We start from the raw sequence: 18,351 nt of genomic DNA on the forward strand, positions 1-18,351 counted from the left end.
GAGGGCCATATCGGTGAGATCGCGGGACAATGGCCGCCATGCCCGACGAACTGACGCTCTGGTACGAGGAGCCCGCCGTCGACTGGGAGACCCAGGCGCTGCCCATCGGCAACGGGCCGCTGGGCGCCATGGTCTTCGGTGGCGTGGTCACCGAGCGGATCCAGTTCAACGAGAAGACGCTGTGGACCGGCGGTCCCGGCCACGACGGCTACGACTTCGGCGACTGGAGGACACCGCGTCCGGACGCCGTGGCGGAGGTCCGGCGGCGGATCGACCGGGAGGGCAGGGTGCCGGCCGAGGACGTGGCGGCCGTGCTGGGGCAGCCCAAGACCGGGTTCGGGGCGTACCAGACCTTCGGCGACCTCCACCTGGACTTCGGCGCGCCCGGCGGCGCCGGAGGTTACCGCCGTGAGCTCAGCCTGAGTGAGGCCGTGGCGCGGGTGCGCTACACCGCCGGGGGCGTCACGCACACCCGCGAGTACTTCGCCGCCAACCCCGGCAACGTGATCGCCGGGCGCATCTCCGCCGACCGGCGTGGCTCGGTCTCGTTCACGCTGCGCCACACCTCGCCCCGGGACGACAAGACCGTCACCGCCGAGGGCGGCCGGCTCACCGTCCGGGGACGGCTCGCGGACAACGGGCTGGTCTTCGAGGCCCAGGTCCAGGTCATCGTCGCGGGCGGCACCCGTACGGACACGGGGGAGACGATCATGGTCACCGGGGCCGACAGCGCGGTCTTCGTCCTGTCGGCGGGGACCGACTACGCCGACACCTACCCGCGCTACCGGGGCGAGGACCCGCACGCCCGGGTCACCGCCGCCGTGGACGCGGCCGCCGCGCTGGGCTACGACGCGCTCAGGGCCGCCCACGTGGCCGACCACCGCGCGCTGTTCGACCGGGTGCGGCTCGACCTCGGGCAGTCCGCGCCGGAGAGCGGTTCCGGAAAGGGTGAGACCGGCGGATCCGCTGGTCTGGAACGGGGTGGTCCCGGAAGGGGGCCCGCTGGTCCGGTGCCCACTGACCGGTTGTTGCGGGGTTACACGGGCGGCGACGGTCCGGACGATCGCGCGGTGGAGGCGCTGATGTTCGCCTACGGCCGCTATCTGCTGATCGCGTGCTCGCGGGAGAACGACATCCTCCCCGCGAACCTGCAGGGCGTGTGGAACGCGTCGACCAGCCCGCCCTGGTCGGGCGACTACCACGTCAACATCAACCTGCAGATGAACTACTGGCCCGCGGAACCGGCCAACCTACACGAGACGGCCGTCCCGTACGACAGGTTCGTCCGGGCCCTGGTGGAGCCGGGGCGCAGGACGGCGAGGGATATGTACGGCGCCCGCGGCTGGGTGGTGGGCAACGAGACGAACCCGTTCGGCTTCACCGGCGTGCACGACTGGCCGACCGCCTTCTGGTTCCCCGAGGCGGCGGCGTGGACGGCGCGGCACCTCTACGACGGCTACCGGTTCACCGGGGACCTGGAGTATCTGCGGGAGACCGCCTATCCGGTGATCAAGGGGGCGGCCGAGTTCTGGCTGGACTTCCTGCACACCGACCCGCACGACGGCCTGCTCGTCGTCTCGCCCAGCTACTCACCCGAGCACGGCGACTTCTCCGCCGGGGCCGCGATGTCGCAGCAGATCGTACGGGAGGTGCTCGAAAGCGCGCTGGCCGCGGCGGCGGCGCTCGGCGTGGACGAGGAGTTCCGGGCGGCGGCGGAGGCGGCGCTCGGCAGGCTCGACCCGGGGATCCGGATCGGGTCCTGGGGGCAGTTGCAGGAGTGGAAGGAGGACCTGGACTCCAGGACCGACACCCACCGGCACGTCTCCCACCTGTACGCGCTGCACCCCGGCGACCGGATCGCGGCCGGCACGCCGGAGGCGGAGGCGGCGGCAGTGTCGCTGGAGGCGCGCGGCGACGGCGGCACCGGCTGGAGCAAGGCCTGGAAGATCAGCTTCTGGGCGCGGCTGCTGGACGGCGACCGTGCCCACCGGATGCTCGCCGAGCAGCTGAGGACCTCGACGCTGGACAACCTGTGGGACACCCATCCGCCGTTCCAGATCGACGGCAACTTCGGCGCGACCGCCGGCATCGCCGAGATGCTGGTGCAGAGCCACCGCGGCGAGGTGCACGTGCTGCCCGCGCTGCCCGCCGTGTGGAAGGACGGCTCGGTGTCGGGGCTGCGCGCCCGGGGCGACGTGACCGTGGACGTCTCGTGGCGTGACGGCGTCGCCGAGACCATCACCGTACGCCCGGGCCGCACCGGCCCCCTCACGGTCAGGACATCCATCGCGAACCACTGCCACGTCCACGAAGGTGAGGCCGCGCATCGGCTCCGCGACGACGGAGACCGGGAGACCGCGTCGCATCGGCTCCGCGACGATCGGGGCGGAGGGATCGCGCCGCGCCGCGCCGGAGACACCCTGACCTGGGAGGCTGTCGGGGGCCGGAGCTACGTGATCAGCCGGTGGTGACGGTGAGGCCGCGGATCTCGTAGCCGCCGATCTCGTCCTTGAAGCCGACCCTGGGCGCCGTCGCCATCCGGATGCCCGGCAGCGCGAAGAGCCGGGTGAGGAACATGTCGGTCTCCAGGATGGCGATGCCCGCGCCGGGACACCGGTGCGGGCCGTCGCCGAAGGAGAGCACCGCCGGCCCGGCGCCCGCGTCGAGGGCCCGGCCTGGGCACGCGGACAGAGGCTGGGAGCCCACCGCCCGGGGGTCCGCGTTCACCTCGTCGACGAGCAGCTCGACCACCTCGCCCGCGGGAACGGTGACCTGCCCGGGGAGTTCGAGGTCCGCCGTGGTGCGCCGCCGCAGCCGCGCCACCGCGGGGTCGAGCCGCAGCAGCTCGTGCAGCACGGCCAGCCGCTCCGGCTCCTCGGCCTTGAGGTACCGGTCGAGCAGCGCCTCGTCGGTGAACAACTGCCACGCGGCGACGCAGATGAACTCCCGCGTCGTCACCATCCCCGCCGCGGCGAACGTCAGGCACTCGCCGAGGATCTCGGCGTCGGTGCACCCTTCGGCGATCAGGTGGGAGATGAGGTCGTCGCGCGGCTCCCGGCGGCGCGGCCGGACCGCGGGGCGGACGTCGGCCAGGTAGATGCTGCCCCAGCTGTAGATCTGCCGTCCCATCCAGTAGATCCCGCTCAGGCTGGTGAAGCCGGGCCTGCCGAACTTCTCCGGGAAGAAGCGCTCCAGCCTGCGGCGGATGCCCGGCCTGCTCTCGGTGAGGCCGATGACCGCGCTGGCCACGCCGATCGCCATGCCGAAGCTCAGGTCGGACAACTGCGCCGAGCCGTCCGTACGCAACCGGGCGAGCGCGCGGTCGGCCATGTCCGCGATCAGCTCGCGGTAGTGCTCGTCCACGCGACGCGGCGTGAAGTAGCGCGCGGTCTGCCGCCGGTGCTCGCGGTGTTCGGGGCCGTCGCGGTAGAGGACGGGCCGGCGGATCCCGGCCGGGGCCTTGTCCACCGTCTCGACGCCCAGCCCGGCCTGCACGGTGGCGTCGGCGCGCAGCACGGCCCGCGCCTCGGCGTATCCGCGCACCTGCCAGGTGCCGTCGGCGGCCCGGGTGACCGGGCAGGTCCCGGAGGCGTCGGTGCGCCTGATCTTGCGGGCGTCGTCCATCACCTGACTCGGCTCCTGTCTCGGCGTCTGAGCACACGGATATCACCGCACCGGGATCGTGAGCAAGGGTCATCTCACCCACGGCGGCGGCCGGCCGTGACGCTCAGGCGGGGGTGATGACGGCGCGGCCGGAGATCTCGCCGTTCTCCAGCCGGTGATACGCCTCCACGGCCCGCTCCAGCGGGAACGTGGTCACCTCCGCGGTGATCAGCCCGCGGGCCGCGAGGTCCAGCACCTCGATCAGCTCCGGCCTGGTGCCCCAGTACGTCGACTGCACCGACACCTCGTACGGCGGCGAGCCGAACGTCACCGGCAGCGCGCCCCCGGCGATGCCGACGATGGTCACATCACCGAGCATCCGCGCGACCGTGCCCGCCAGGGCCAGCGTCTCCTGCGCGCCCACGCAGTCGACGACCACGTCCGCGCCCCGGCCGCCGGTGGCCTCGCGGATCTCCGCCGCCGCCCGCTCGCCCGGCGCGACCGCCTGGTCGGCGCCGTGCCGCAGCGCGCTGGCGCGGGCCTGCTCGCGGGTGTCGACGGCGATCACCCGGGCGGCCGTCGTCGCCTTGAGTATCTGCACCGCCAGGTGGCCGAGGCCGCCGACCCCGATCACCACGGCCGTGCTGCCCGGCGGCAGCTTCGCCCACGACCGGCGCACCGCGTGGTACGGCGTCAGCGCGGCGTCGGTCAGCGGGGCCGCCGCCACCGGGTCGAGCCCGTCGGGCAGTGGCACCAGGAGCCGGGCGTCGGGCACGAGCAACAGGTCGGCCATGCCGCCGTCGAGCCCGAGCCCGCCGCCGCCCCCGGGCACCGGCGCGCCCGCCGGGTTCTCGCAGTAGTTCTCGACGCCGAGCCGGCAGCGGTCGCAGACCCCGCAGCCCCACGGCCCGTAGACGGCCACCGGCAGTCCCGGCTCCACGCCGGTGACGCCCGCGCCGACCGCGTGCACCCAGCCCGCGTTCTCGTGGCCGAGAGTGAAGGGCGGCTCCCAGGGCAGGCCGCCCGTGAAGTCGCGCATCAGGTGCAGGTCGGAGTGGCAGGCGCCGGCTCCGCCCACCTTGACCACCACCTGCCCCGGCCCCGGCACGGGATCGGGCACCTCCACCAGTTCGGGCTCGGACTTCCAGGCCGGCAACCGCAACGCACGCATCCACGCCACCTCCCGGCCCTGTCGTACCCATGACAGAGCCGGGCATCTCACCCGTATTCCATCGAAAGCGTCAGCGGCGTTCGCTGTACGGAGCGATGGTGATCTTGTCGATGATCGAGGCGTGGCGGGAGCGCAGCAGGACCCCGGGGAAGGTGTCCGACGCGTACGTCTCGCCGTCGAAGTTCAGCAGCTCCTGCGCCGCGAACCGCACCGTGTTCGTCCCCTTCCTCAGCTCCACCGGCACCGTCAGCTCCCAGAAGTTGTTCGCGTGGAAGCTCCGGGAGTAACCCGGCCCTCATGAGGGTCGGCACAGGGGTCCTTATTTGTGTGAGCGCTGACATCTCAAGTCGGTAATCGTTAGCCGGGCGACGGAAGTTTCGCGTAGATTACGTAGCCGCGCGCTGCGCGTCAATGGGTCGGCAGAGAATCGAACCGGTTCGATTATGGAGACGAGAATGGCGACGATCGGTGACGTGGCGGCCGCGGCCGGAGTCAGCCGCAGCACGGCCTCCTACGCCCTGTCCGGCAAGCGGTCCATCTCCGAAGGGGCGCGCAGGCGGGTGCTGGAGGCCGCCGAGGCGCTCGGCTACACGCCCAACGCCGGCGCCCGTGCGCTGGCCACCTCCCAGACGATGGTGCTCGGCCTGCTCGCCCGGTTCCACGCCGACGAGTTCGCGCCCGCGATGACGCAGTACATCCTCGGCGTCACCGACACCGCCCGCGACCTCGGCTACGACACCCTGCTGGTCACCGAGCCCGACGGGGCCGGGGCGCTGCGGCGGATCACCGACTCGCGGATGGTCGACGGCGTGGTGCTGCTGAACGTCGCGCACGACGACCCCCGGCTCCCGGTCCTGCGGGCCGCGCCGCAGCCCGGCGCGCTGGTCGGGCTGCCCGGCGACTGTTCCGGCGTGGACGTGTTCGACCTGGACTTCGAGCAGGCCGGGCGGGTCATGGTCGACCGTCTGCACGGCCTCGGGCACCGCGAGCTGATCCTGGTCTCGCAGCCGGAGCACGTGGTCGAGCGCGGCGGCGCCTACGTGTGGCGGCTGCGCGACGCCGCGCTGGAGCGGGCACGCCGGCTCGGCGTCCGGCTGCACGCGGTGTACGGGGAGTCGCGCAGGCCCGCCGCGGAGCGGATGCTCGGCGCCCTGCTCGACGCCCGTCCCGGGGCGACCGGGCTGCTGCTCGACAACGAGGCGGCCGCCGCCGCGCTGCCCTCCGTCACGCGGGCGCGCGGGCTGGAGGGCCTGTCGGTCGTCGGGCGCTACTCCGCGGAGTTCGCCGAGACCTTCGCGCTGCCGTACGCATACGTCGAGCTCGCGCCGGACCGGCTCGGCGAGATGGCGGTCCGGCAGCTGGTGCGCCGGATCGAATCCGCGCAGGCCCGGGCGGAGCCGTTCGTGGTGCGGCTCGTCCCCGCCGAGCTGACGTCCCCGCCGAGCTGACGTCCCCGCCGAGCTGACGTCGCCGGGCGCCTGATCAGCCGGCGGACCAGCCGCCGTCCACCGGCACGATCGCGCCGTTGACGAACGAGGCCGCGTCCGAGGCGAGGAAGAGCGCGGCGTCGGCCATCTGCTCCGGCCGGGCGAGCTGGTCGCCGAGCGCGAGCACGGGGCTCAGGCGGGCGGCGCCGGTCGGGTCGAAGGTGGCGCCGTCGGCGATGCCGGTCAGGGTGGCGCCGGGCAGGATGGCGTTGCAGCGGATGCCGTCCTTGGCGTACGCCCAGGCCACGCTGCGGGTCATGCCGACGACGCCGTGCTTGGACGCGGTGTAGGCGGCACCCGCCGCGCCGCCGCGCACGCCGGCCTCCGACGCGGTGTTGACGATCGCGCCGCGGCCCGCGCGCAGCATGTGCGGCAGCACCGCGCGGGTCACCAGGAAAGTGCCGGTCAGGTTGACCCGCAGCACCCGGTCCCACAGCTCCGGTGAGATGTCGGCGGGCAGCGCCATGTCGTCGATGATCCCGGCATTGTTGAAGAGCGCGTCGATCCGCCCGTACGCGCTGATCGCGCTCTCCACGAGCGCGGCGACCGCCCTCTCGTCACCAACATCGGCCGCCACCGCCACCGCGACCCCACCGCCGCCCCCGCCGTTCGCCCCGCCGACCGCTCCACCGTCCGGCCCGCCGACCGGCCCGCCGACCGCTCCACCGTCCGGCCCGCCGACCGCTCCACCGTTCGGCCCGCCGACCGCTCCACCGTTCGGCCCGCCGACCGGCCCACTGACCGCCCCGCCGTTCGGCTCGCCGACCCCGCCGTTCGGCCCGGCGACCGCCCCACCGACCGCCTCGCCGTTCGCCCCGTTGTCGGGTGTCGCGTCCGGTGCGCCGGTCTTTCCGGATGTGCGGTCGCCGGTTTTCGAGGAGGCGCCGCTCGCGGCGTGGATCTCCGCGGCCGTCCGGGCGGCGCGGTCCTCGTCGATGTCGCAGACGACGACGCGGCCTCCGGCGGCGGCGAAGGCCAGGGCCATCGCCCTGCCGATTCCTGAGCCCGCGCCGGTGACGAGGGCGACGCGGTCGTCGAAGGTGGTCACAGAGGTCGTCCTCTCGCCGGGCGGGCCAAACCGGACAATGTTGTCCGGTTGCTACGATAGCCGCCATGCCTGCCGAGCGTCGACCGAATCGTGGACCGAGCGCCGCGGCGGAGAACCGCGCGGCGCTCATCGCGGCGGCCCGCGAGGTCTTCGCCGGGGCCGGCTACGACGCGCCGCTGAGCATGGTCGCCCGCGCGGCCGGTGTCGGGCAGGGCAGCCTCTACCGCCACTTCCCCGACCGGGTCAGCCTCGCTCTGGCCGTGTTCGAAGACAGCGTGGCCGAGCTCGAAGCGCTCGCCGCCCGCCCCGGCGCCACGCTCGACGACCTGCTCGCCCTGATCACCGAGCAGGCCATCGCCTCCACCGCGTTCGTCGCCATGGTGACCGTGCCGCCGCAGCCCGACGAGCGCATCCTGGAGCTGCGCGAGCGCGTCGCCGAGTTGCTGGCGGCCCGGCTCCCGGCGGCGCGGGATGCCGGCCGGGTCCGCGACGGCGTGACGGCCGGCGACCTGATCCTGGCCGTCGGCATGCTCGCCCTGCTGCTCTCCAAGGTCCCGGCGCCGGAGCGGCCCGCGACGGCCGAGCGGATGTGGGCCCTGCTGCGCCGGGGCGTCGAGCCCTGAGCGTCACCGCGTGGCGGCGTGCCGCGACGCGAGATAGCCGAAGACGACGGCCGGTCCGATGGTCGAGCCGGGCCCCGGATACGTGCGCCCCATGACCGACGCCGTCGTGTTGCCCGCCGCGTACAGGCCCGTGACGACCGAGCCGTCCTCGCGCAGCACGCGCGCGTGCTCGTCGGTGAGAAGCCCGCCCTTGGTGCCCAGGTCGCCGGGATGCACCCGGACGGCCCGGAACGGCCCCTTCTCCAGCGGCCCCAGGTTCGGGTTCGGCTTGACCCGGGGGTCGCCGTAGTAGTTGTCGTAGACGGTCCGGCCGCGCCCGAAGTCCTCGTCCACGCCGGTGCGGGCGAAGCCGTTGAACCGCTCGACGGTCGCGAGCAGCCGCTCCGGCGCCACGTCGATCTTCCTGGCCAGCGTCTCCAGCGACGCGGCTTCGAAGAGGATGCCGGCCCGCGTCCACTCCTTCTTGTGGCCGAGCAGGGAGGTGTTCAGGTAGCGCCGCGCGTGGCGGGCCTCGGTGATCAGCCACATCGGTCCCGGCACGTCGTGCCGGAGCATGTGGTGCCCGAGGTCGACGTACGACTCGGACTCGTTGGCGAAGCGGTCACCGCGCGCGTCCACCATGAGCCCGAAGGGCATGGACCGCTCGGCGACCATGAAGTGGGCGTCGCCCCCGGTGCCGAGCACGCTCGCGCCCCACCAGGCGTCGTCCATGAGCGCCAGCGCGCCGCCCGCCCGCGCGCCCGCGTCGATGGCGGTGCCCAGGTCGCCCTCCGGCGCCGAGGAGTAGCCGGGCAGGCCGTGGTGCTTCTCCCGCCACTCCCGGTTGCGCGCGAAGCCGCCGCCGCCCAGCACCACGCCGCGCCGGGCGCGCACCCTGCGCCGCCGGCCGTCCTTCTCGACGACGGCGCCGGTCACCTCGCCGTCCTCCACGACCAGCTCGACGACCGGGGCCGAGAGCCAGACCGGGGTCTGCTGCGTACGGACGATGTGCATGAGCGAGCACACCAGCGCGCCGCCGAGGCCGACCGGCCGCTTACCGCTCGCGTACGCGCCGAGCGACCGGAACACGAACCGCGCGCCGCGCACGAACCCGCTGACGGTGGACCAGGCGCGCGTCAGCAGCCACACGTCGTCCGTCATGAGGGGGAGCGGGACGCCGTCCCTGGCGCGTGAGGAGGCGTACCAGTCGCCGAGCAGCCTGGTGTCGAAGGCGGCGACCTCCAGCGAGCGGCCCACCTTGCCGCCCGGCCGGTCCGGGTAGTAGTCGGGGTAGTCGGGCGACCTGCGCCAGCGGACCCCCTTGCGGCCGAGGAACCGCACGACCTCGGGGCCGGTGCGGAGGAACGCCATCCTGCGCTCCGGCGACGAGGCCGGTCCCGCGTCGCCGATGACGTCGTCCATGTACTCCAGGGCCTCCTTGGTGGAGTCCCGGACGCCGTCCCGGATCATCAGCGGGTTCGCCGGCATCCACAGCCCGCCCCCGGAAATGGACGTGGTGCCGCCCCACTTCGCGGTGCTCTCCACCATCAGCACGTCCAGGCCCTGGTCGGCGGCGGTGACGGCGGCGGTCAGCCCGGCCGCGCCCGTGCCCGCGACGAGGACGTCCACGAGGTAGTCCCACTGGTCGCTCATCCAGCTCTCCTCCGGATCCGCAGTACCGGACAATGCTGTCCGGTACGGGCCAGTCTGCGTGATCGCCGAGCGTGGAGTCAAACGCCTGCCGTAGGCTGAAAAATCATCATTCGGCGGGCGAAACTTTCGGGGGAGCGCGTGGGGCGCTGGGTGCACACGTGGACGTCGGCGCCGCAGCTCACCGAACCGGAGAACCTCCCGCCCGCCCCGTACGCCGGGCGCGGGCCGGTCATGGCCCGCAGCACCCTGCGGCAGACCGTGCGGGTGTCGATCGGCGGCGAGCGGCTGCGGCTGCGGTTCTCCAACGCGTTCGGCGGGGCGCCGCTGCCCCTCACCCGGGTCACGGTCGCGCTGCCCGCGGGCGGGCGGGCAGGGGAGAGCGCGGTCGTGCCGGAGACGATCCGGGCGGTGACATTCCACGGCCGGCCCTCGGCGGTGGTGCCCGCCGGCGCGCAGATGGTGTCCGACCCGGTGGACCTCCCCCTGGCCCCGGGCGCGGTGCTGACGGTGAGCCTCCACCTCGCCGACGGGCGGGCGCCGGAGGACGTCACCTCGCATCCCGGCTCCCGTACCACCTCCCACCTGGCCGGAGGCGACCAGACCGGGAGCGCGGACCTGGCCGGCGCGACGCCGGTGGAGCACTGGTACTTCCTGAGCGGCGTCGAGGCGGAGGCGCCGGCGCCGCTGCTCGCCCTCCTCGGCGACTCGCTCACCGACGGCAGAGGATCGACGACCGACCACAACGACCGGTGGCCCGACCAGCTCTTCGACCGGCTGGGCGGCTTCGCGATCGCCAACCAGGCGGCCGGGGGCAACCGGGTGCTCAACGACGGCCTCGGCCCGAGCGCGCTGGCCCGGCTGGACCGCGACGTGCTCGCGCTGGGCGGGGTCAGGTGGCTGATCGTGTTCGAAGGGATCAACGACCTCGGGACCGCCGACGTCGACGCCCAGGAGAGCGTCGCCGCCGACCTGGTCGCCGCCTACGAGCAGATCGCCGTGCGCGCGCACGCGCACGACATCCTCGTGTACGGCGCCACGCTCACGCCTCTGGGCGGCCATCCCTACGACGATTCGCGGGGCCGCCGCGAGGCCGCCAGGCAGGCGGTCAACGCGTGGATCCGCACCGGTGACGTGTTCGACGCGGTGATCGACTTCGACCGGGCGGTGCGCGACCCGGCCCACCCGCGCAGGCTGCTCCGGGCCTGCGACGCCGGCGACCACCTGCACCTCTCCCCGGCGGGCTACCGGACCCTGGCCCACGCCGTGCCCGCGAGCCTGCTGGCCTGAGACCCGGATCCGCGCGCGCTTTTCCCGCCACAGTCGTGACTGTTGAGATCATTGTTAGGCGTGGTTCCGATTTCCGGCGGCCGCCTCATGAATGGCGCTCTTTCCCATGGCATAGTTGTCCACGGACAGTTTCCGGGGCGATCCTTTTTCCACGCGCACGATCGAACGGGGCAGATATTCGTGAATCGTCTCGTGATTCCGCACCACATGTTCGAGTCCCTCGCCGCCGGTCACGGGGGTGCCGCGGCCGGCCGGTTTCTGGCCGACGCGGCCCGCGACCGCAATCTCGTGCTCGTCAAGGCAGCGGCCGGCGCCGAGGCGATCGGCGACGCTTTCGAATCGCTGGCCCGCATGCACGAGACGGCTCCCCGGCAGGTCGATCGCCTTCTGCGTTACCCCGCCGTCGGCGCGTGGGCGCTGGCCGCATCACGCGCTTTACGCGACGGCGACCACATTCCGCAGCCCAGCCGGCCGGCCGTTCTGGCGGCCGTCGCGGCGCTCCGGGCGCGAGTGCTCTTCGAGACCCGTGTGACCGCGCGTCCGGGGGAGCTCATGTTCCCCTCGCTGGGCCGCGCGTCGATCGGCGGCGCGGAGTGCTCGATCGAGATCACCCCTGAGGGCGGCGTGATCACCTCCTCCCGGTCCCGGGTCGAGATCCCCGCCGACCCCGCCCGCGACGGCGGAGGATGGCTCGGGCTGCGACGCCTCACCGCGCGCCACCCGCTGGGCGACCTCCATCTCGTGCTGGACGACCTCGACCCCTACCGGTTTCCGCGGGAGGGCCGGCTGGCCGGACGGCTCACCGCGGCCGAGGTCGCCGCCTGGCGCGAGGTGCTCCAGGAGGCGTGGGAGATCCTGCGGGCGGGCCACGCGCGATCCGCCGACGAGATCGGCACGATGATCTCGGTCATGGCGCCGATCGCGGGAGGGGGATGGCCCGCCAGCGGCACGTCGCGCACGACCTTCGGCTGCGTCGCGCTGGCCCGTCCGTCGAGCGCGCCCAACCTGGCCGCGACACTGGTGCACGAGGTGCAGCACGCCAAGCTCACCATGCTTCTCCATCTGGTCGACCTGATCGCGGTGGATCCCGGCGCGCGCTACTACGCGCCGTGGCGTCACGATCCGCGGCCGATCAGCGGTCTGCTGCACGGCACGTACGCCCATCTCGGCGTCGCGGGCTTCTGGCGGCGGCAGCGGCAGGTGGACGACAGCCTCACCGCGCACGCCGAGTTCGCCCGCTGGCGCGCGGCCGCCGCCTCGACCGCGCGGGTGATCTACGACAGCTCGGCGCTGACCCCGGTCGGGCGCCGGTTCATGGAAGGCATGATGGCGACCCTCCGCGCCTTCGACGACGAGGAGGTGCCCGCCCGCGCCGCCGAGCTCGCGCGCCAGGCCGCCGACCGGCATCGGCGGGACTTCGGCCGGGCCGGCGGCGAGGCGCGGGTCTGACCCCATCCGCTAGATCGGCGGCGGGTCGAAGTCGAAGTCGAGCCGTCCGCCGTTCACGACCGCCTGGTGCGCGGGGTGCCCGTCGCCCAGCCGTCGCCGGATCCCCTCCAGCGCTTCGGCGCGCATGGCTCGCGCGTCGTCGGCCCTGCCGAGGTCCGACAGGTCGAGCGCGAGGTTGGCCATGCAGCCCAGCGTCATCGGGTGGTCCGGGCCGAGCAACCGCCGCAGTTCGTCGAGCGCCCGCTCTCCGGTGTCCACGGCCCGGTCCAGCTTGCCCAGCGCCGCGCGGTCGCCGGCCAGGCCGAGCACGGCGGTCAGCGTGTAGTGGTGGGTGGGGCCGAGCAGCTCGCTCAGCCGGGTGACGATGAACTCGTGCAGGTCGTGGGCCTTGGCATGCTCGCCCGCCAGCCGCATCAGCAGCGCCAGGTTGCCCCGGCAGCCGTGGGCGTAGGGATGGTCGGTGCCGTAGACGTGCGCGTAGGCCAGCGTGGTCAGCTCGGCGATCGGCATGGCCTCGTCGATCCGCCTGGCCTCACGGTAGGCGTTGACGAGGGCCATCTCGGCGGCGAGCTTGTCGGGATGGCGGTCGCCCATGAGACGCCGGTAGCGATGGACCAGGTCCTCGGCGTAGTGCAGGACCTCGGGGCTGCCCGACTCCGCCTTGCGCATGGCCACGGCGAGGTCGCTGGCGGCCCGCAGCGTCGTCGGGTGGTCGGCGCCCAGGGTGCTCACGCCCACCGCGTAGACGTCCTCGCCGAGCTCGCGCGCCTCGGCGTAGTCGCCGCGGAGCCTGATGACGCGTACGAGGTTGTTCATGACGATCTGGGCGGTCGGGTGGTTGGGCGTGCCGTAGAGGTCGCGCAGCGCGCCGTAGACATGCTTGAGCAGGCGCTCGGCCTCTTCGTATTGGCTGGTGAGCGTCAGGTCGAGGGCCAGGCTGGTGTGCATCCTGAGGGTGCGTTCGTTGTCGTCGCCGAACACGTCGCGGTGGCGCTGCGCGGCGGAGGTGGCGAGCGCGAACGACTCCGAGAAGCGCCCCATGGCGCGCAGGTCCGTGCAGTGGTTGTTGGTCAGCCGCAGCGTCTCCTCGTCGTCGGCGCCGAGGGCGGTCTCGGCGTCCTGGAGCGCCTGCGAGCCCACCCTGAAGGCCTCTTCGTACTCGCCCACGAAGCGGAGCGAGACACTCAGGTGCCGCTTCATCGTGCACAGGTCGCGCGCGTCGGACGAGGGGTCGGCCTCCCACGCCTCCAGGCACGCCTTGGCCAGGGAGAGCGCTCCGGGGGCGTTTCCCGATTGGTAGAGGTAGCGGACCATGTCGTGCATCGGCCGCCGGACGGCCGGATCGGCGGACCCGGCGATCTCCGACGGCTCCAGGTGGGGCATCAGCCGCGCGAAGGTCGGCCAGGTGGCGGTGTCGTCAGGCGGGCCGGGCACCGCCGCCGCCAGGAGCCGCTGGACGTTCAGCCGGAACCGGTCGCGCTCGCTCTCGCTGACGTCCTCCCTGAGCAGCGCCTGCACCAGGCGGTGCACCAGCAGGGTCTGGTTCTCCCTGTCGATCTGCACGAGCGCGTAGCGGCCCAGCGCTCCCACGCCCCTGCTGAACCTGAGCGGGTCGTCGAGAATGCCGGACAGCGGGGGCTCGACGGTGCCGCGGCTGGTGCTGAAGACGTCTCGCGGGATCGGGTCGGAGCCGAAGAAGGCCAGCAGGTGGAGCAGCTCCACCGCGTCCGGCTGCTCCTCGCGCAGGGTGGTCACCGACAGGGCCCACGTCGCCGTCAGCGGGACGTCGTACTCCATCGGCCTGCCCTCGGCGAGCAGCTTGCCGGTCTGGTCGCGCAGCAGCGTCAGGTATTCGCGCACCGGCATGCCCGTCTCGGACTGCATGGCGCCCGCCTGGTCGAGCGCGAGCGGCAGGTCGCCGAGCGCCTCGGCCAGCGCGTCCGCCTCGGTGCCGCCGATGCCGGGCACGCGCCGGTCGAGGAACCGCCGGCTCTCCTCGCGGGAGAACACGTCGACGGTGAGGGTGCTGACGACGCCGTCCCAGGCGAAGTTGCGCGAGGTGATCAGGATGCCCCCGGGCCCGTCGGGGACGTACTGCATGATCGACTCCGGCGCGTGGGCGTTGTCGAAGATGAGCAGCCACCGGTCGTAGGGCTCGCCCCTGCGCAGCGCCTCGACGACCGCCTCGGCCGACTCGGCGACGCCGATCTCGTTGGCCTTGGGCAGGTCGAGGTGGGGCGCGAGCCGGGCGATCGAGGAGGCGATCAGCATCGGCTGGTCGGACGGCACCCACCAGACGAGGTCATAGTCCGATTTATACCTATGCGCATACTCTGCGGCGATTTGCGTCTTTCCTACCCCACCGAGCCCGTGGAGCGCGGTCGGCAGCACCGCCGTGACGCTGCCGCTGACGCCCTGGCGTAGCCGCTCAAGAAGATCCTCGCGGCCGGTGAAGTCCTTGTTGCGGGGAGGAATCCGGCCCCACACCTGAGGTCTGCGCCGCATCTCGGTCATGACCGCTCCATAAAACTCAGCACACGGCCATCGTAGACATGAAAGCCAAGGTTTTTGAGCAGGGAAGAGAGTAGCCACGGCTGCGGTCGTCGGTGATGATGTTCGACGGGTCGAACGGAAGGGGAAAGGGCCGCGATGGCGCAATTTTCGCGCGACGTCGAGACCGAAATCATCGATCTGACCGATGCCAGTTTGTCCAATACCGATGCACTTGACCCTTCTTGTCTCAATCAGATGGTGGCGCGCATCCTCGCGGCGGACGCCGATCCCGCGGAGCCCCTCTTCGGAGGCGACCCTCCCCGGCCTGGGGATGAGTCACCGTGAGACGCGGAAGACGGCGGGCGCGCCTCGCGGGCGAGGCGATCACCTGGATGTGCGCGCCATGCCGATGGGGTCCTCTATCGTTGCTGCAGTGTCCCTCCTCGCAAGGCGCTGACCATGGCCGCGAATAGCGTCACGGCATTTAGCGAACTATGTCCGTTTCCTGGCATGCGTCCTTACCGGCCGGCCGAAGAGTTGCTGTTCACGGGGCGCGACCAGGAGTCGGCGCGCGTCTCCGAACTGTGGCGCAGCAGAAACTTGACAATTCTGTACGGACCAGCAGGTATAGGAAAAACTTCACTTCTCCATGGTGGAGTTATGCCCTATTTGTGGAGACTCGGGGTGAATGTCCTGCCGGTGGGTCGAGTTTCGGGTGGGCCGATTTTCCCGGAGGCCGCGGTCCCGTCGCCCAACTCGCTGGTGCGCACCCTGCTTCGCACCTGGGTGCCCGAAACCTCCCTGCCGCCGACCGGAATCCGGCGCATCCTGCGCCTCGCCGAACGCGGCCCGAAGCCCCTGCTCGTCGCCGTCGACCAGATCGAGGACATGTACCTCGGCGACCACGACGACGAGCGGCGCGAGCTCCTCGCCGCGCTGGCCGCCGCCCGCAACGTCCACCTGCTGCTGTGCGTCCGCGACGACCGGCTCGACGCGCTGCTCGACGAGGCCGGCGACGGCTTCCCCGACGTCGCCCTGTTCGGGCTCGGCGGGCTGACGCCCCGGGCGGCGGCCGAGGCGATCGGGCAGCCCGTGCGGGAGGCCACCGGCCGCGCCGTGCCCCCCGCCGTGGCCGAGGCTCTGGTGGAAGAGCTTCTCACCGTACGGATCGTCGACGACTCCGGGACCCAGCGCGCACGGGAGCGCGCCCCGGCCGTCAATCCGCTGCATCTGCAGGCCGTGTGCCGGTGGATGTGGCGGACCTGGCCGGAAGGTGAGAGTTCGCTGTCCGGCGACTGGCCGGTCAGCGTGGACGAGGCACTCCGGGACGCGCTGTGGACGGCCATCGGCGAGGTGGCGGCGGCCTTCGAGCGCGACCCGGTCCGCCTGTGCTCCTGGGCCGCCACGCGGTTCGTGGCGCCCAACGGCGAGGCGCAGGTCCAGCCGCAGGGCCCGGCCGAGACGGCCGGGCTGCCGAACGCGGTGCTCAGGGCGCTGAGCGGCCGCGGCGTCCTGCGGGTGCTGCGGGCCGGCGACGGGCCGGCCTACCAGGTGGCCGACCGGCGCCTGCTCGAACCCCTCGGGCAACTGGCCCATCGGGCCGGCTCGCTCGCCCCTCCGGTCACCCGGCCCGCCGACCGGCTGCGGGCCGCCGCCGACGCCCTGGCGGACGGCGACCCGGCCAGGGCCGAGCGGCAGGCACGCCTGGCCGCCTCCGCGGCGGCCCATGACATCCGCGTGCAGATCGACGCGCACACCGTCCTGGGCAACATCGCCTTCGCCCGCCGCGACCTGGAGCAGGCCCAGGAGGCCTACCGGCGGGTGCTCGTCCTGCTGGAGACCCAGCAGGACGAGGCGGCCGTGGGGGTGATGCTCGCGGCCATCGGCCGGCTCTCGCTCGCGCGCGGCGACGTCGCGGCGGCTCAGGGGCTGCTGCGCGCCGCCGCCGGGCGGCTGCCGGCGGACCCGTTCATCAGGATCGAGCTGGCGCGGGCGCTGGCGGAGGCCGGCCAGCGGGCCGCGGCCGTCGCCATCCTGCGCTCGGTGATGACCGCGGCCGAGGACGACGAGGCGCGCATCCTGCACGGCCGCCTCATGGCCGAGATGAGCGGCCGCCCGGCCTGAAGCGGCGTCAGGCGAGGCGGCGTCAGGCGACGCGGGGTCAGGAGAGGCGACGGTCAGGAGAGGCGGCGTCAGGCGAGGCGGCGGATCAGTCTGCCGTCCGCCTCGCGCCGCCAGCCGGACGGCAGCCGTGCTCCGTCGGCCGCCAGGGCGCCGGTGAGGTCCAGCCCGACGAGCTTCACCACGGTCAGGTCCACCCCGTCCAGCCGGGCGCCGGCGAGCCGGGCTCCCGAGAGGTTGGCGTCGGTGAGCCGGCACCCGGTCAGGTCCGCCCGGCACAGGGAGGCGTCGCTGGCGACGGCGTCACTGAGCACGGCCCTCGACATGACGGCCCCGTCGGCGCGGGCCCCGGGCAGCGCCGCCCGCGCCAGCACGGCGCCCGTCAGATCGGCGTCCTCCATGACCGCGCCGCTGAGGTCGGCCCCAGAGAGATCTGCGCCGGTCAGGTCGGCTCCCGACAGATCCGCGGCCGCCAGGCACGCCCCGCGGGCGACGGCCTGCGCGCAGCGGGCCCGGCGCAGGCGAGCGCCGCCCAGGTCGGCGTCCACGAGCTCGGCGTGCGGCAGCCCGGCATCGGTGAGGTCGGCCGTACGCAGCGACGCGCGCGCCAGCTTCGCCCCGTCGAGGCGCGCTCCGCCGAGCCGGGCCCCGCCCAGGTCGGCTCCGGCCAGGTCCGCGCCCGCCAGGTCGGCTCGCCGGAGGTCGGCTCCGGTGAGGGTGACGCCGGTAAGATCGGCCCCCGCCAGGTTCGCGTCCGCGAGGTCCAGACGGTCGAGCCGCGCGCCGGACAGCTTCACAGGCCCCCTGTCGGCGTCGGCCTTCCTGCGCACCAGGACCGTCACCGCCGCCTGCAGGTCCTGGGGCGGCTCGCCGGAACACGCCTGTGAGGCGCGCCGGACGAAGGCCGCCAGCGCCTCCATGACGGCCGGGTGGTCACGGGCGGAGTCCTGGGCGATGCGCTCCAGTGAGTGGATGCCACCGAGGCGGATGTCGACGGCGTCGCTGCCGAGCTGGTCGATCGCGCGCATGAACCGATCGGTCATCTGCGCGCTCTCGCTCTGTTCGAGCGTCCGCCTGGTGGTCTCCGTCTGCTCCCGGGCCTGCAGGGTGGCCAGTTCCAGGGTGCGCCGGTTGAGCTCGCTCTGCTGCCGGGCCAGGGTGAAGTTGCGCGCGGTGTAGACGAAGCCGCCGACGGCCAGGAGGCCGAGCACGACCTGGATGATCCGGCCCCTGGCCGCGTCTCTGGCCAGGCGTAACTCCTTGGCCCGGTCCGCCTCCGCGACGCCCTGCACGTCATGCTCGGCGATCATGTCGGTGAGCGGCCAGAACAGGAACACCGACACGGCGATGACGGCCGAGCACCCGAGCACGATCGCGATGCCACCCCATACGGCGCGCTTGCGATTGTCCACGATCTGTACGGTAGATGCTCGCCCC

14 protein-coding genes are annotated in these 18,351 nt (G+C 73.1%); 7 read left to right on the forward strand and 7 right to left on the reverse strand.

The annotated features are described in order from the left end of the window. The first annotated feature begins 38 nt into the window (after nucleotides 1–38). The gene (locus tag ABD999_RS15895) at nucleotides 39–2,471 is read left to right on the forward strand and encodes a glycoside hydrolase family 95 protein (protein ID WP_271276994.1); all 2,433 of its coding nucleotides are present in this window, start codon (nucleotides 39–41) and stop codon (nucleotides 2,469–2,471) included. Here ABD999_RS15895 and ABD999_RS15900 read toward each other — a convergent pair. The 3 genes from ABD999_RS15900 to ABD999_RS15910 all read right to left on the reverse strand — a co-directional run bounded on the left by ABD999_RS15900 (nucleotide 2,458) and on the right by ABD999_RS15910 (nucleotide 5,018). Continuing rightward, a complete protein-coding gene (locus tag ABD999_RS15900) occupies nucleotides 2,458–3,624 on the reverse strand; it encodes a cytochrome P450 (RefSeq protein ID WP_271277006.1) in 1,167 nt (388 codons plus the stop codon). The genes ABD999_RS15895 and ABD999_RS15900 overlap by 14 nt on opposite strands. Nucleotides 3,625–3,727: 103 nt before the next feature. Continuing rightward, nucleotides 3,728–4,774 (reverse strand): NAD(P)-dependent alcohol dehydrogenase, encoded by a 1,047-nt coding sequence (locus ABD999_RS15905; protein ID WP_271276995.1) that lies wholly within the window; start codon nucleotides 4,772–4,774, stop codon nucleotides 3,728–3,730. A 70-nt stretch (nucleotides 4,775–4,844) separates the two neighbouring features. Beyond that, entirely contained in the window at nucleotides 4,845–5,018 is a 174-nt protein-coding gene (locus ABD999_RS15910; protein WP_271276996.1) for a hypothetical protein, read from the reverse strand. A gap of 211 nt (nucleotides 5,019–5,229) precedes the next feature. Between ABD999_RS15910 and ABD999_RS15915 the strand changes: the two genes are divergently transcribed. Continuing rightward, nucleotides 5,230–6,222 (forward strand): LacI family DNA-binding transcriptional regulator, encoded by a 993-nt coding sequence (locus tag ABD999_RS15915; protein ID WP_271276997.1) that lies wholly within the window; start codon nucleotides 5,230–5,232, stop codon nucleotides 6,220–6,222. A gap of 34 nt (nucleotides 6,223–6,256) precedes the next feature. On the opposite strand, the gene ABD999_RS15920 is transcribed toward ABD999_RS15915, so the two are convergent. Next, complete coding sequence (locus tag ABD999_RS15920; protein WP_333485711.1) at nucleotides 6,257–7,309, reverse strand: SDR family NAD(P)-dependent oxidoreductase; 1,053 nt, start codon at nucleotides 7,307–7,309, stop codon at nucleotides 6,257–6,259. A gap of 65 nt (nucleotides 7,310–7,374) precedes the next feature. On the opposite strand from ABD999_RS15920, the gene ABD999_RS15925 reads away from it, so the two are divergent. After that, a complete protein-coding gene (locus ABD999_RS15925; protein WP_271276998.1) occupies nucleotides 7,375–7,932 on the forward strand; it encodes a TetR/AcrR family transcriptional regulator in 558 nt (185 codons plus the stop codon). 3 nt (nucleotides 7,933–7,935) lie between these two features. Here ABD999_RS15925 and ABD999_RS15930 read toward each other — a convergent pair whose 3' ends face one another. Then, nucleotides 7,936–9,564, reverse strand: coding sequence for an FAD-binding protein (locus ABD999_RS15930; protein ID WP_271276999.1), 1,629 nt, complete (start codon nucleotides 9,562–9,564; stop codon nucleotides 7,936–7,938). A gap of 150 nt (nucleotides 9,565–9,714) precedes the next feature. Between ABD999_RS15930 and ABD999_RS15935 the strand changes: the two genes are divergently transcribed. Together ABD999_RS15935 and ABD999_RS15940 are read left to right on the forward strand one after the other, a co-directional pair. Next, nucleotides 9,715–10,851: an SGNH/GDSL hydrolase family protein gene (locus ABD999_RS15935; RefSeq protein ID WP_271277000.1), complete on the forward strand. Its 1,137-nt coding sequence runs from the start codon at nucleotides 9,715–9,717 to the stop codon at nucleotides 10,849–10,851. A gap of 180 nt (nucleotides 10,852–11,031) precedes the next feature. Further along, nucleotides 11,032–12,300 carry an aKG-HExxH-type peptide beta-hydroxylase gene (locus tag ABD999_RS15940; RefSeq protein WP_271277001.1) on the forward strand — a complete coding sequence of 423 codons (1,269 nt, stop codon included), beginning with the start codon at nucleotides 11,032–11,034 and terminating at the stop codon, nucleotides 12,298–12,300. Between the two features lie 9 nt (nucleotides 12,301–12,309). On the opposite strand, the gene fxsT is transcribed toward ABD999_RS15940, so the two are convergent. Continuing rightward, nucleotides 12,310–14,814: an FxSxx-COOH system tetratricopeptide repeat protein gene (gene fxsT / locus ABD999_RS15945; protein WP_271277002.1), complete on the reverse strand. Its 2,505-nt coding sequence runs from the start codon at nucleotides 14,812–14,814 to the stop codon at nucleotides 12,310–12,312. A gap of 135 nt (nucleotides 14,815–14,949) precedes the next feature. Here fxsT and ABD999_RS15950 point away from each other — a divergent pair, with 135 nt between their 5' ends. Together ABD999_RS15950 and ABD999_RS15955 are read left to right on the forward strand one after the other, a co-directional pair. Beyond that, nucleotides 14,950–15,138, forward strand: a complete 189-nt coding sequence (locus ABD999_RS15950; protein WP_148033202.1) for a hypothetical protein — start codon at nucleotides 14,950–14,952, stop codon at nucleotides 15,136–15,138. Nucleotides 15,139–15,303: 165 nt separating this feature from the next. Continuing rightward, nucleotides 15,304–16,917 (forward strand): nSTAND1 domain-containing NTPase, encoded by a 1,614-nt coding sequence (locus ABD999_RS15955; RefSeq protein WP_345482766.1) that lies wholly within the window; start codon nucleotides 15,304–15,306, stop codon nucleotides 16,915–16,917. 68 nt (nucleotides 16,918–16,985) lie between these two features. On the opposite strand, the gene ABD999_RS15960 is transcribed toward ABD999_RS15955, so the two are convergent. After that, nucleotides 16,986–18,326, reverse strand: coding sequence for a pentapeptide repeat-containing protein (locus ABD999_RS15960; protein ID WP_271280454.1), 1,341 nt, complete (start codon nucleotides 18,324–18,326; stop codon nucleotides 16,986–16,988). Between the last annotated feature and the right edge of the window lie 25 nt (nucleotides 18,327–18,351).

The organism is Nonomuraea ferruginea, from assembly GCF_039540635.1.
In the GTDB taxonomy this organism is placed as follows: Bacteria; Actinomycetota; Actinomycetes; order Streptosporangiales; family Streptosporangiaceae; genus Nonomuraea; species Nonomuraea ferruginea.